The following is a 12535-nucleotide window of genomic DNA, read 5'->3' as shown; positions in this document are numbered from 1 at the left end:
TTCGTTGCACGTGGCGCGCGGGCAGTCTCGCGCGTCAGCGTTTCAGTTCGGCGACGAAGTCGTAATAGTCGTCGCGGCAATACGTTTCGGTCACTTCGATCGCGCGCTGGTCGACGCCGTAGCCGATGCGCGTGATCACGAGCAGGGCCGAGCCCGGCTTCACCGCCATCCACTTCGCGATGTCGTGCGTCGCGTTCGACGCGCGAAAGTGCTGCAGCGCGCGCACGACGGTCATCCCGCGGGCGTCGAGGTATTCGTACAGCGACGCGCCGAGCGCCTGCGGATCCGGCACCGCCGCGGCCGGCAGCGTCGAATGCTCGACGGCCATCACGATGCCGTCCGCGCGGCGCAACCGCTCCAGCCGCGCGACCGTCGCGCCCGGCGCGAGGCCGAGACGCGTGATCTCGTCGCGGCGCGCGGCGCGCAGCGTGCGCGACAGCCACACCGAATCGGGCACGAAACCGCGCTGCTGCATCTTCGCGGTGAAGCCGACGAGACGCGACAGCGGATCGGCGACGCGCGGCGTGATGAAGCTGCCCGCCCCGCGCACCCGCTTGATCAGCCCCTGCTCCACCAGCAGCGCGAGCGCACGGCGGGCCGTGATCCGCGACACGCCGACCGACCCCGACAGCAGCCGCTCCGACGGCAGCGCCTCGCCGGCGCGCCACGCGCCGGCGTGAATCGCGCGCGCCAGGTTGCGGGCGAGCTGCAGATACAGCGGCGTGTCGTCGAGGGGATCGGGCGCCAGTTCGGACCAGCCGGTTTCCATGTGCCTCCGGGTGTCGGACGACGATCTCGGACCGTCGAAAGTGAACGCATTATATAACCACCATAATACCAGTCAACGAACTGGTATTAGATAGGTGAAAATCGCCGGAAGCCTTGCCAGGCAAGCGGTTTAGTAGCGGGAAAGCCTTTGTTTACAACATGATGCAGGATAGGGATTTACCCGGATTGGTATGCAAGGGGACAGTTCCGGTGCCGGATTTGACGGGTTTGGGGCGCTGAAAACGATACCTGAATAGAACCAGTTCGGTCGACTGGTATGCATCCGGCGGCGTGCCGGCGCGCCGCGTCAGTGGAACTCGCGGCTCGACGTGCGCAGGCCGCCGAGCAGCGGCGTCAGGTCCTCGAAATGCTGCGCGACGAGGTGCCGCACGTCGCTGACGACCTGCCACACGCCCGACGCCGCGAGCAGCCGCGAATCGAGCGTTTCGCGGCGCTGCCGCGCGAGCAGTTCGGGCCGCACGATCACGTTCACGCAGCCCGTCTCGTCCTCGAGCGTCATGAACATCACGCCCTTCGCGGTGCCCGGCATCTGCCGCGCGATCACGAGCCCGCACGCGCGCGCGAGCCGGCCGTCGGGACGGTCGCGCAACTCGGCCGCGGACGACAGCCGCTGCGCGCGCAACGCGGGCCGCAGCAGCGCGACCGGGTGGCGGTTCAGCGTGAGGCCGGTGGTGTGATAGTCGGCGAGGATGTCGTCGGCTTCCGACGGCGCGCCGAGCACGGGCTGCTCCGTTTCGTCGATCGGCGCGGCGGCGAGCAGGTCGCGTTCGGGGGCTGCGGCGACGGCTTGCCATAATGCATCGCGGCGATGGCCGGCGAGCGTCGCGAGCGCGTTCGCGGCGGCGAGCGCTTCGAGATCGCGCCGTTCGAGCTGCGCGCGGCGCGCGAGCGCGTCGACGTTCTCGAACGGGCCGGCCGCGCGCGCGGCCTCGATGCGCCGCGCGGCGGCCTCGCCGAGACCGCGCACCAGCGACAGGCCGAGCCGCACCGCGGGCTGGCCGTGCGGCGGCGGCTGGTCGGGCAGCGCTTCGAGCGACGCTTCCCAGCCGCTTCGCGTGACGTCGGCCGGAAACACCTTCACGCCGTGGCGCTTCGCGTCCTGCACGAGCTGCGCGGGCGCGTAGAACCCCATCGGCTGGCTGTTCAGCAGCGACGCGACGAAGATCGCGGGTTCATGGCATTTGAGCCAGCTGCTCGCGTACGCGAGTTTCGCGAAGCTGGCCGCGTGGCTCTCGGGGAAGCCGTATTCGCCGAAGCCCTTGATCTGCTCGAAGATCTGCTCGGCGAATTCGCGCGTGTAGCCGCGTTCGAGCATTCCGTCGACGATCTTGTCGTGATACGGGCCGAGATCGCCCCTGCGCTTCCACGCCGCCATCGCGCGACGCAACTGGTCGGCCTCGCCTGGCGTGAATCCGGCCGCGACCATCGCGATCTGCATCACCTGCTCCTGGAAGATCGGCACGCCGAGCGTGCGAACGAGCACTTCCTTGAGCGCCTCGCTCGGATACGTGACTTCCCCCTCCTCTTCGCCGGCCACGATCCTGCGCCGCTTCAGATACGGATGCACGGCGCCGCCCTGGATCGGCCCCGGCCGCACGATCGACACCTGCACGACGAGGTCGTAGTAGTTGCGCGGCTTCAGCCGCGGCAGCATCGACATCTGCGCACGCGATTCGATCTGGAACACGCCGACCGTATCGGCACGGCAGATCATGTCGTAAGTTGCTTCGTCATCCTGCGGAATATGCTTCAGCGTGAATGGCTCGCCGTCCTCCTCTGGCCCGCGCCATGCGGTGCGCATGTCGAACGCGCGATGCAGCGCCGACAGCATGCCGAGCGCGAGCACGTCGACCTTCATCAGCTTGAGCGATTCGAGATCATCCTTGTCCCACTGAATGACGCGCCGCCCGTCCATCGCTGCGTTTTCTACCGGCACGAGCCGCGTGAGCTTGCCGCGGCTGATCACGAAGCCGCCCGAATGCTGCGACAGGTGGCGCGGAAAGTTGAGCAAGCGCCCCGCGAGTTCGGCCCATGCGCGAATGATCGGCGTGGCCGGATCGAGCCCGGTCGACGCAAATTGCTGCAGCAGGTCGCGGCTGCCGTCGAACCAGCGATGCCCCTTCGCGACGCGATCGACCAGCATCGGATCGACGCCGAGCGCCTTGCCGATTTCCCGCAGCACGCCGCGCGGGCGATACGTCGAAACGGCCGCCGCGAGCGCGGCGCGATGCTTGCCGTATTTTTCGTAGATATGCTGAATGACTTCTTCCCGGCGCTGATGCTCGAAGTCGACGTCGATATCGGGCGGCTCGCCACGTTTCTCGCTGATGAAGCGCTCGAACAGCATCGTGCTCTGGTCGGGATCGACTTCGGTGATGCCGAGGCAATAGCAGACGACCGAGTTCGCCGCAGAGCCGCGCCCCTGGCACAGGATGTTCTGGCTACGTGCGAACTTGACGATGTCGTACACCGTCAGGAAGAACGGTTCGTAGCTCAGCTTCGCGATCAGCGTCAACTCGTAGCCGATCCGCTCCATGACATGAGCCGGCGGCTCCCCGGCATAGCGACGGCGCGCGCCCGCCAGGGTTTCCTGTTCCAGATAGCTCGTCGGCGTATGACCTTCAGGCACGATCTCGTCCGGATACTCGTAGCGCAGCGAGTCGAGTTCGAAATCGCACGCATCGAGAATCGCGCAGGTCTCCGCGATCTCGTCCGGCGCAAACAGCTTCGCGATCCGCCCGCGTGCGCGCAGATGCTGCTCCGCATTCGGCGCGAGCGCATAGCCGCATTCCGACACCGGCATCCCGACGCGGATCGCCGTCATCACGTCCTGCAGCGGCTTGCATGAGCGCCGATGCATCGTCACGTCGCCGAGCGCGACGACAGGTACGCCGCGCCGCTCGCCTGCGTCCCGAATCTCGTCGCGCTGCGGGCCGTCCAGCGCGCGCTGCAACTGTACGAGCCCGAGCCGCGCACGCTCGCCGAAGGTCGCGCGAAACCACGCGACCTGCGCATCGAGCACCTCCGCACGCACCGGATACGCGGGCACGAGAATCGCGAAACAGTCGGGCATGCCGCGCAGATGAGCGAAAGCCTCCGGCGGCCTCGACAACATCCTCGACGTCAGCCGGTAGGTTCCCTTCGGCGCCTCCATCCGCCGCCATGAAATCAGCTCGGACAGGTTGCCGTAGCCCTCGCGGTTCTGCGCCAGCAACACGAGTCCGAACGCACCGGGGCCCGGATCGTGACCCGGTGCGACTTCATCCGGCGTGACGTCGAAATACGAACCGATGACGAGCGGCAGCCCTTGCGCTTTTGCCGCGACATGCATGCGCGGCGCGCCGGCGAGCGAGCATTCGTCGGTGATCGCGATCCCTCGATAGCCGAGTTCCACCGCGCGCTCGACCAGTTCCTCCGCATGCGACGCGCCATGCAGAAACGAGAAGTTCGAGCGGCAGAACAACTCCGCGTAATCGGGCAGCAAACCGAATTCCGCAACCATCGCCGCTCACCCGAACAGGCCGTGCAGGAACCAGTGCGGTTCGGCCTCGCTCCCCGCCCGCTCCCTGAACACCCAATAGCACGCGCCCTCTTCGTCCTGCGCGACGCAATAATCGCGCGCCACGTGCTGACCGTCGAACCACCCTGCCTCGATCCGTTCGGGTGACGACATCATTCTCAGCGGCGTATGAAATACCGGCCGTTCCCCGCGCATCAGCAGCGGCAGCGGCTCGGCCAGCAACCACGCGGGACGCGGCGGCGCAGCCGGCAGTCCGTCAGCCGGCTTGCCCGCCGGTGCATCGAGCGGCAGCCAGCGGTTCGCGGCCTCGGGCCGATAGTCGGCCACCGGCGCCGCGCGCAGCACGTTATCCGCGCCGAGCCGCGCGACCAGCAGTTCGAACAGCCGCGCGCGCGTCTCGCGCGTGCCGCCCGGCTCGGGGAAGAGATCGTCGGCCGGCGGTGCGACCGATTCGACGCGCGTGGCCTTCAGCCGCACCGCGATCACCGCGGCCGGCAACTCGACGCGTGCGAGCCGCTCGCCGAGCAGCCGCATGAAGTGCGTCTCGTCGCGCACGGGCGCGGCGAACGCGAGTTCGAGCGGCGTCGGCGGCACCGCCTGGCGGCCGCGCTCGTGCTCGAGATCGAGCGTCATCGCGGCCAGCGACAGCTGCCGCGCGGCCAGCCACCCGCAGAGCTGCACGACGAGCCGCCGCGCGGCGAACAGCACGGCTTCCGCGTATTCGACGCGCTCCGGCAATTCGAGCCGCACGTCGAACACGGGCGGCACCGCCATCCACGCGAGCGGCTCGACCGCATCGCCGTACGCACGATCGAGCGCGGCCAGCAGCGCGGGACCGCAGCGCCGCTGCAGCCCCGCGCGCGGCAGGCGGCGCAGATCGGCGAGCGTGCGGCAGCCGAGGCCGTCGAACCAGCCCGCATACGGGCGCGCGTCGGGCAGCAGCACGCACGGCAAGCGATCGAGCGTACGAACGAGCGAAGCCGGCCCGGCCACGCGGCGCCGGCTGCGCGCACGCGCCGACGTGCGCGCGAGCAGCCACGCGCCGCGCCCGGTCGGCGCGGCGGACAGGCGCGCCGCATAGCCGAGCGCCGCGAGCGTCGCGCGCACCTGGCGGCACAGCGACGGCAGGCCGCCGAACAGGCGCAGGCTCGGGCCGACGTCGACGATCAGCGTCGCTTCGTCGTCGAGCGCGACGCACGGCGAGAAGCGCAGCAACGCGAGCGCGACCGCCCGCAGCGCATCGGCCTCGCGGGCGGGATCGCGTTCGACGAGCCGCGTGTCGGGCGAAAGCGTCAGCACGCCGCCGCGCTTCATGCCCGCGCGCACGCCCTGCCGGCGCGCGGGCGGGTCGGCAATCAGCACGACACCCTGCTCGAGCACCGCGCAGCCTGCGTCGTCTGCGCCGTCCGCCGCGCCGTCAGACGGCGGCGGGGCGCACACGTCGAGCGGCAGGCGCGGCAGATGGATGCCGAGCAAGACGCGCATAGCGGCTCTCCACGATGGGCGACGGCAAATCGAGCGCGAGCGGCTCGCCGCGCGCGGGCCCGCGACGCTTGACGATGTCGAGCGACACGCCGCCCGGCACCGGATGCAGCGCGACGCGCAGCACGGCCGGCGACGGCTGTTTGGCCGCCGACAGCGGGCGCAGCATCACGAACAGCGTGTCGCCGGTGCGCGCGGCCGCGAGATGCAGGCGGCGCAGCGCATCGGGCCGCGCGTCCTGCCAGAGCAGCAGCGCACCGCAGCAGCCGGTCCTGAGCGCCTGCTCGGCGGCCCACAACGCATCGGTACGGCTGCCGGCGCGCAGCCACAGCAGCGCGTCGGCCGGCACGCCGAGCGCGGCCAGCGCGGTCGCATGCGGCGACTGCGGCGGCGCGACGAGCGCGAGCGGCCGCCGCGCGCTGACGGTGCGCGCGAGCGCCGGCGCGAGCAGCCGCATCTCGCCGCAGCCCGGCTGGGCGGCCAGCAGTTCGACGAGCCCGCCGACCGGCCAGCCGCCGCCCGGCAGCTCGGCGGACAGCGACGCGAAACCCGTGTCGATCGTGCGCGCACCGCCGCGCGCGAGCTGCGAGCCGCGCCAGAGCGATGGATGAAGGGATTCGGGAGAAATGGAGGATGCGAGCATGACGCCACCCACAACTGTATGGATATACAGTATATGGCAATGCGTTCATGTCGCACAGTACTAGTACGAAACGGGGGTTTTGTCAGATGAAAAGCGCAGGAAAAGCCGGCGCCCCCGTCATGTGACGGCGAGCCGCCCCGGGCGTGGCGGGCGCGTGTCGGCGGAACGACCGCCCGCCGCAATCCTCCGGCTCCGAAGCGACGCCGATCCTGGCGCACCGCGTCAGCCGCCCTTGCCGCTTTACGTTATGCTGTCCGCCGACCCGATCCACACCATCGGAGGGGCCTATGAAACGGGGGATCCGTGCGATCGCATACGCGGCCGTCGCGCTGGCGCTGCCGGGTGCGGCATTCGCGCTGACCGACGGCTACGCGCAATACGACGACTGCATGCTGGGCGCGCTGCGCGAGAGCCGCAACGGCGTGGCCGCGCAGCTGATCCAGCGCTCGTGCGACGCGCTGTACCGCAACAACGCGATGCTGCTGCCGCGCGAGCGGCGCTTCCACGAGTGCGTCGTGCAGTCGCTGCCGGGCGTGCGCGACAACTACGCGATCCAGCAGATCATGGCGATCTGCTCGCGGCGCGGCGAGATGTGAGGGGGTAGCGCGTGTCAGCCGACGCTGGACCTGCCGCGCCTCTAAAGGAGTCGGCACGATGCCGCCGCCCGGACACAGACAAATGCAAAGCGGTGAGCAGTCAGCTGTAGAGCCAGTGCCCAGCCTTGGCCGATGCAATCAACATTCGGACGTTCAGGTCCGGAACATGATGAACGACTCTTTTCTTGAACGGATTGATCAAGTCAAGAAATGAAGAGTCCTCTTCGGGGTAATATTTTTTAATGTCGAATCTACTCATATCGACACCAAACTCCTCCGAATACTCCTTCATCATTTCTCCGACTTCAGCAGCATCAAAGCCCAGGTCAACATCCAGATCGGTATTTTCGGTTATATCCACATTCCTCGACAACATGGAGAAGCCAATCCTCTTCTTCACGAAGTCAACTACTTCATCCTCAATGTCTACCATAACCTGTCACCCTCCCTCGCGACCCTATTGTAATGATTAGCTGCCTTACGAGCGATAATACAAATTTCACTCGCGAGAATTACCCAGCCTGCGACGGGTATCGTTCTCCCCACAAAAGTGCCGATGTTCCTCACCATCCTGATTTTCAGATCCTTCACCGGCCCGCCCACCAGGGTGGGCAACTTAAGACCAAACGGAAACTGCGCCTTCTGAAAAACCCTTCTCGAAAACTGGCTTGCACGCGAGGTCCCTTTTATTGCTCCGCCGGGTTTCACACGGGTCGATAAATTGTTTTTACCAAGCAGAATCATGCCAACCGACACCGCATCGTCGACACCCAACTGATTCATGGATTCGTCGACCATTATCCAGAAGAACAATTCCCCCGGCAGTCAGATTATCCATTCCATAATAATAGTAAACGCCGCCCAACTTTTCGGCCGCCCCCATTCAATATCCTCGCGTGTAATTTCCAGAACTGTTTTTCAGTCTAACGAAGACATATGGCTACCGAGCGGACAAATTCCTGCCGATCTTCCGGCCGCTCTCTATGCAACGACGGTGGAATATCCCGCGAAACTTTTGTCATGCGGCTCGACGTGAGCAATGACGGGGCACAGCGGGATACCGGCTCGAGAAAAGGCATACCGGTTCCGCACTCGAGCAACGACGCACCGGCTCGATGGCAACGTAACAGACCGTTACCAGACGGCGCTTACCAGCGAGTACGCAGCAATTGCGTTGTGTGATCTTCCCTGCGCTGGCGAATCTCGGGCATGTTAAAGCCAGCGAGGCGGCGCCTGCGCAGCGTCAATAGAACATCCCTCACCGCACAAACAAAAAAGGCCTGCGCACATGCAGGCCTTCGTTCGGTCAATCGATCGCGTTCAGAACGACGCGACCATCGAGCCCTTGAACTGCTTCTTGATGAACTCCCGCACTTCCGCCGACTGGTACGCCTTGACCAGCTTCTTCACCCACGGCTGATCCTTGTCCTTCGCGCGCACGGCGATCAGGTTCGCATACGGGCTCGTCAGCGATTCGAGCGCGATCGCGTCCTTGGTCGGCTGCAGGTTCGCGGCGAGCGCGTAGTTCGTGTTGATCACGGCGGCGTCGACGTCCGACAGCACGCGCGGCAGTTGCGCGGCGTCGAGCTCGGAAATCTTCAGCTTCTTCGGGTTCTCGGCGATGTCGAGCACCGTCGCGTTGTTGCCGCCCGTGCCGGCGCCCGTCTTCAGCTTGATCACGCCTTGCGTCTGCAGCAGCAGCAGCGCGCGGTTCTCGTTCGACGGATCGTTCGGCACCGCGAGCTTCGCGCCTTGCGGCAGGTCCTTCAGCGCCTTGAACTTCTTCGAGTACACGCCGATCGGCGAGATGTAGGTCAGGCCCGCGCTGACGATCTTGTAGCCGCGCTGCTTCACCTGGCTGTCGAGGTAGGGCTGGTGCTGGAAGCTGTTCGCGTCGAGGTCGCCCGAGTCGAGCGCCGCGTTCGGCTGCACGTAGTCGTTGAACTCGATGACCTTCACGTTCAGGCCTTCCTTCTCCTTCGCGACCTTCTGCACGACCTGCCAAACTTCCGCATCCGGGCCGGCCACCGTGCCGACCTTGATGACCTTGTCCTCGGCGTGCGCGCCCGCCGACAGCGTCAGCGCGGCACCGGTGGCCAGCACGGAAAATACCTTCAGGAGACTGCGACGCTTCATCTGTTTCTCGCTTTCTTGCTAACTGAAAATGGGGCGCGATACGGGTATCCCCGGACTCGCAGGAAGGGGCAAATGGTGTCACAGGATCGGCCGGAAGTGAAATACATCCCGCTCATATGGGTATGCACCGCGGCGGTGCTGGTGGACGATGCGCGACGACGGCCGGCACGACAGGGAACGGCCGCTGTGCTAAAAAGACCGGCCGACCGGCACACCACGCGCCGGCGACAATTCCAGGGCCATCCATGTACGTCATCGACATCCATTACAACGCATCGCTCGAGCGCATCGACGATGCACTCGAACGCCACCGCGCGTATCTTCAGCCGCTGTTCGAGCGCGGCATCTTCATCGCGGCGGGGCCGAAGGTACCGCGCGAAGGCGGCGTGATCCTCGCTGCCCGCATCGACCGCGACGAACTGGACGCGATCCTCGAGACCGATCCGTTCGTGACCGAAGGGCTCGCGACGTATCGCGTGACGGAATTCCGGATCACGCGTGCCGCGCAAGGCTTCAACGTGCCGGCGCTGCCGTAACGCGCGCAAGCGCATCAGCGCCCGAATGTTCATACGCAGCCGCCCCGCGAGGCGGCGCATGCAGATCGAGGGGGAGAAGGAGGAATGCGTGACGGCGCGTCGCGGCCGTCACGCGTAGCGCCAGGCGAGCGCCCGGGCGAACCTGCGGCGTACGCCGTTCAGTCGACCAGCAGCTTCAGGTCGTGGACCCACGGGCCGGGGCCCTGGCCGTCGCGCACGAACAGGCGCAGCTTGCCGTCGCGATCGAACACGTAGCTCGCGGCGGTGTGATCCATCGTGTAGCTGCCGGGCGTCTTGCCGGGCACCTTCGCGTAGTACACGCGGAAATCCTTTGTAACCTTCTTGAGCTGCGCCTCGTCGGCCGGCCGCAGGCCGATGAACGACGGATCGAACGCAGGCACGTACTGGCCGAGCAGCGCGGGCGTGTCACGCTCCGGATCGATGGTGACGAACAGCACCTGCACACGCTTCGCGGCATCGGGGCCGAGCTGCTTCAGCGCTTCGGACAGTTCGGCCATCGTCGTCGGGCATACGTCCGGGCAGTGCGTATAGCCGAAGAACACCACGACCGCCCGGCCCTTGAAGTCGCCGAGCGTACGCACCTTGCCCGCCGTATCCGGCAGCGAGAAATCGCTGCCGAACTGCGTGTTGCCGGTGATGTCGAGATTCTGGAATTTCGGCGCGTTGTCGCAGCCGGCGAGCAGCGTGGCTGCCGCGAATGCGCACGCGAGCATCCAGCCTTGGCGCGCGCGGCGCCCGAACCATGAATGGAGCATTGCGTTCAAACCGTGCGGTTACACGCCGAGCAGCGGGCGCGCATAGTGATCGACGAGCAGCGCGGCGAACAGCAGCGACAGGTAGACGATCGAGTAACGGAAAGCCTTGCGGGCGAGTTCGTCCGAATAGTCGCGATGGATCTTCCACGCATACGCGAGGAACACCGCGCCGAGCAGCACCGCGCTCGTCAGGTAGACGGCGCCGCTCATCCCGGAGATGAACGGCATCAGCGTGACCGCGAACAGGATCACCGTGTACAGCAGGATGTGCAGCCGCGTGAACTTCTCGCCGTGCGTGACGGGCAGCATCGGCAGGCCCGCGTTTTCGTAGTCCTTGCGGCGATAGAGCGCCAGCACCCAGAAATGCGGCGGCGTCCACACGAAGATGATCAGCACGAGGATCCACGCGTCGCCGGGCACCGCGCCGGTGACCGCGGCCCAGCCGAGCGCCGGCGGCATCGCGCCCGATGCGCCGCCGATCACGATGTTCTGCGGCGTCATCGGCTTGAGCAGCAGCGTGTAGATCACCGCGTAGCCGACGAACGTCGCGATCGTCAGCCACATCGTCAGCGGGTTCGTGAAGGTATAGAGCGTCCATGCGCCGACGCTGCCCAGCACTGCCGAGAACAGCAGGATCTGCGGAGTCGTGATCTCGCCGCGCGCGGACGGACGCCACGCGGTACGGCGCATCATCGCGTCGATCTTCTGCTCGACGAGGCAGTTGATCGCGAACGCGGCGCCGGCCAGCAGCCAGATGCCGACCGTGCCGCCGATCAGCACATGCCACGGCACCATGCCCGGCGTCGCGAGAAACATGCCGATCACCGCGCAGAACACCGCGAGCTGCGTGACACGCGGCTTCGTCAGCGCCATGTACTGCGAGAACCGGCTACCGGGCGATTGGGAAAGGGTGCTTTGCATGGGGACGGTCACGCCGGGGCGGCGTCGCGCGCGGGCTGCACGACACGGCCGGGGCGGCTTGAAAGGATGCGAAAGTTTAACATGACGACGAGCAGCAGCAGGATCGCGGCACCGCCGTTGTGCGCGACGGCGACCGGCAGCGGCCACTGCAGCACGATGTTGGTCAGGCCCGTCAGGAACTGCAGCAGAACCACCAGCAGCACGCCGTTCGCGGGCCGGCGCAGCGACTCGAAGCGGCGCATCTTCAGCGCGAACGCGACCAGGTACGCGACGACGACGAACGCGAACGTGCGGTGGGTCCAGTGGATCGCGACCAGCGCGTCCTGCGTGATCGCGTCGCCGTCCTTCGTCATGCCGAGCGCGCGCCACAGATGGAAGCCCTGACCGAAGTTCATCGGCGGAATCCACTGGCCGTTGCAGGTCGGGAAGTCGGTACACGCGAGCACCGCGTAGTTGGTGCTCACCCAGCCGCCGAGCGCGATCTGCACGACCAGCAGCACCAGCGCCGCGAGCGCGGCCGCGCGGTAGCGGCCGGCCTCCGGGTCATGCGACGGCAGCGGCGTCTGCCGCGCCGCGAGCCAGCCGAGCGTGCCGAGTAGCATGAGGCCGAGCAGCAGGTGGGTCGTGACGATCACCGGCTGCAGCTTCATCGTGACCGTCCACGCGCCGAACACGCCCTGCACGACGATCAGCAGCAAGAGGCTCGTCGGCCACCACGGCGACACGTGCAGCGGGCGGCGGCGCAGCCGCGCGGACCAGGCGATCACGACCTGCGCGATGATCAGCACGCCGATCGCCATCGCGAAATAGCGGTGGATCATCTCGATCCATGCCTTCGTCATGCTGACGGGGCCGGTCGGCATCGCCTGGTGCGCGGCCGTGATCGCGGCGTGCGCGATGAACGGCGACGACGTGCCGTAGCAGCCGGGCCAGTCGGGGCAGCCGAGGCCCGAATCGGTCAGCCGCGTGAAGCCGCCGAACATCACCAGGTCGAGGGTCAGGAACGTGGTGATCCACACCAGCTTGCGGAACTTGTCGTCGTCGGCCTTCACCCACACGTACGACAGCGGCAGCAGCGCGATGCAGAGGCCGATCAGGCCGAGTTGCAGTAGATACGACATCGAATGGTTGCCTCG

Annotated in this window: 12 protein-coding genes; 2 read left to right on the top strand and 10 right to left on the bottom strand. The window is 66.7% G+C overall.

Features of this window, described 5'->3' with window-relative positions; all coding sequences use genetic code 11:
* Positions 1 to 34 precede the first annotated feature (34 nt).
* The 4 genes from DID99_RS09010 to imuA form a co-directional block, all read right to left on the bottom strand.
* Positions 35 to 769 carry a GntR family transcriptional regulator gene (locus DID99_RS09010; RefSeq protein ID WP_124486523.1) on the bottom strand — a complete coding sequence of 245 codons (735 nt, stop codon included), beginning with the start codon at positions 767 to 769 and terminating at the stop codon, positions 35 to 37.
* Positions 770 to 1075: 306 nt separating this feature from the next.
* A complete protein-coding gene (locus tag DID99_RS09005; protein ID WP_124666521.1) occupies positions 1076 to 4291 on the bottom strand; it encodes an error-prone DNA polymerase in 3216 nt (1071 codons plus the stop codon).
* A 6-nt stretch (positions 4292 to 4297) separates the two neighbouring features.
* The gene (locus tag DID99_RS09000; RefSeq protein ID WP_124666520.1) at positions 4298 to 5794 is read right to left on the bottom strand and encodes a DNA polymerase Y family protein; all 1497 of its coding nucleotides are present in this window, start codon (positions 5792 to 5794) and stop codon (positions 4298 to 4300) included.
* On the bottom strand, positions 5727 to 6434 hold the full coding sequence (gene imuA / locus DID99_RS08995; protein WP_124486526.1) for a translesion DNA synthesis-associated protein ImuA: 708 nt from the start codon (positions 6432 to 6434) through the stop codon (positions 5727 to 5729). Before imuA ends, DID99_RS09000 begins: the two co-directional genes overlap by 68 nt.
* A gap of 287 nt (positions 6435 to 6721) precedes the next feature.
* Here imuA and DID99_RS08990 point away from each other — a divergent pair, with 287 nt between their 5' ends.
* Positions 6722 to 7030: a VF_A0006 family four-cysteine protein gene (locus DID99_RS08990; RefSeq protein ID WP_124666519.1), complete on the top strand. Its 309-nt coding sequence runs from the start codon at positions 6722 to 6724 to the stop codon at positions 7028 to 7030.
* A gap of 100 nt (positions 7031 to 7130) precedes the next feature.
* On the opposite strand, the gene DID99_RS08985 is transcribed toward DID99_RS08990, so the two are convergent.
* From DID99_RS08985 to DID99_RS08975, 3 genes are all read right to left on the bottom strand, one after another.
* The gene (locus DID99_RS08985; RefSeq protein WP_124571327.1) at positions 7131 to 7463 is read right to left on the bottom strand and encodes a DUF1493 family protein; all 333 of its coding nucleotides are present in this window, start codon (positions 7461 to 7463) and stop codon (positions 7131 to 7133) included.
* Entirely contained in the window at positions 7457 to 7813 is a 357-nt protein-coding gene (locus DID99_RS08980) for an STM2901 family protein (protein WP_221623049.1), read from the bottom strand. Before DID99_RS08980 ends, DID99_RS08985 begins: the two co-directional genes overlap by 7 nt.
* Before the next feature lie 537 nt (positions 7814 to 8350).
* A complete protein-coding gene (locus tag DID99_RS08975) occupies positions 8351 to 9166 on the bottom strand; it encodes a MetQ/NlpA family ABC transporter substrate-binding protein (protein ID WP_044848208.1) in 816 nt (271 codons plus the stop codon).
* Positions 9167 to 9411: 245 nt separating this feature from the next.
* On the opposite strand from DID99_RS08975, the gene DID99_RS08970 reads away from it, so the two are divergent.
* Positions 9412 to 9702: a YciI family protein gene (locus DID99_RS08970; protein WP_044848209.1), complete on the top strand. Its 291-nt coding sequence runs from the start codon at positions 9412 to 9414 to the stop codon at positions 9700 to 9702.
* Positions 9703 to 9860: 158 nt separating this feature from the next.
* On the opposite strand, the gene DID99_RS08965 is transcribed toward DID99_RS08970, so the two are convergent.
* From DID99_RS08965 to DID99_RS08955, 3 genes are read right to left on the bottom strand one after another with little or no spacing between them, the layout of a single operon-like run.
* Positions 9861 to 10478 carry an SCO family protein gene (locus tag DID99_RS08965; protein WP_124486528.1) on the bottom strand — a complete coding sequence of 206 codons (618 nt, stop codon included), beginning with the start codon at positions 10476 to 10478 and terminating at the stop codon, positions 9861 to 9863.
* Between the two features lie 18 nt (positions 10479 to 10496).
* Positions 10497 to 11399, bottom strand: coding sequence for a heme o synthase (cyoE, locus tag DID99_RS08960; RefSeq protein ID WP_006477738.1), 903 nt, complete (start codon positions 11397 to 11399; stop codon positions 10497 to 10499).
* A gap of 8 nt (positions 11400 to 11407) precedes the next feature.
* Entirely contained in the window at positions 11408 to 12520 is a 1113-nt protein-coding gene (locus DID99_RS08955) for a heme A synthase (protein WP_124666518.1), read from the bottom strand.
* Positions 12521 to 12535: the final 15 nt, after the last annotated feature.

Origin of the sequence: Burkholderia sp. Bp8986 (genome assembly GCF_003854225.1) — a bacterium.
Lineage (GTDB): Bacteria > Pseudomonadota > Gammaproteobacteria > Burkholderiales > Burkholderiaceae > Burkholderia.
This window is presented reverse-complemented; position numbering and strand designations above follow the sequence as displayed.

Coding starts and splice junctions, on each gene's coding strand:
- DID99_RS08975 (WP_044848208.1), bottom strand. CDS start 9,166: ATGAAGCGTCGCAGTCTCCTGAAGGTATTTTCCGTGCTGGCCACCGGT.
- DID99_RS09010 (WP_124486523.1), bottom strand. CDS start 769: ATGGAAACCGGCTGGTCCGAACTGGCGCCCGATCCCCTCGACGACACG.
- DID99_RS08965 (WP_124486528.1), bottom strand. CDS start 10,478: ATGCTCCATTCATGGTTCGGGCGCCGCGCGCGCCAAGGCTGGATGCTC.
- DID99_RS08985 (WP_124571327.1), bottom strand. CDS start 7,463: ATGGTAGACATTGAGGATGAAGTAGTTGACTTCGTGAAGAAGAGGATT.
- DID99_RS09005 (WP_124666521.1), bottom strand. CDS start 4,291: ATGGTTGCGGAATTCGGTTTGCTGCCCGATTACGCGGAGTTGTTCTGC.
- DID99_RS08970 (WP_044848209.1), top strand. CDS start 9,412: ATGTACGTCATCGACATCCATTACAACGCATCGCTCGAGCGCATCGAC.
- imuA (WP_124486526.1), bottom strand. CDS start 6,434: ATGCTCGCATCCTCCATTTCTCCCGAATCCCTTCATCCATCGCTCTGG.
- DID99_RS08980 (WP_221623049.1), bottom strand. CDS start 7,813: ATGAATCAGTTGGGTGTCGACGATGCGGTGTCGGTTGGCATGATTCTG.
- cyoE (WP_006477738.1), bottom strand. CDS start 11,399: ATGCAAAGCACCCTTTCCCAATCGCCCGGTAGCCGGTTCTCGCAGTAC.
- DID99_RS09000 (WP_124666520.1), bottom strand. CDS start 5,794: ATGCGCGTCTTGCTCGGCATCCATCTGCCGCGCCTGCCGCTCGACGTG.
- DID99_RS08955 (WP_124666518.1), bottom strand. CDS start 12,520: ATGTCGTATCTACTGCAACTCGGCCTGATCGGCCTCTGCATCGCGCTG.
- DID99_RS08990 (WP_124666519.1), top strand. CDS start 6,722: ATGAAACGGGGGATCCGTGCGATCGCATACGCGGCCGTCGCGCTGGCG.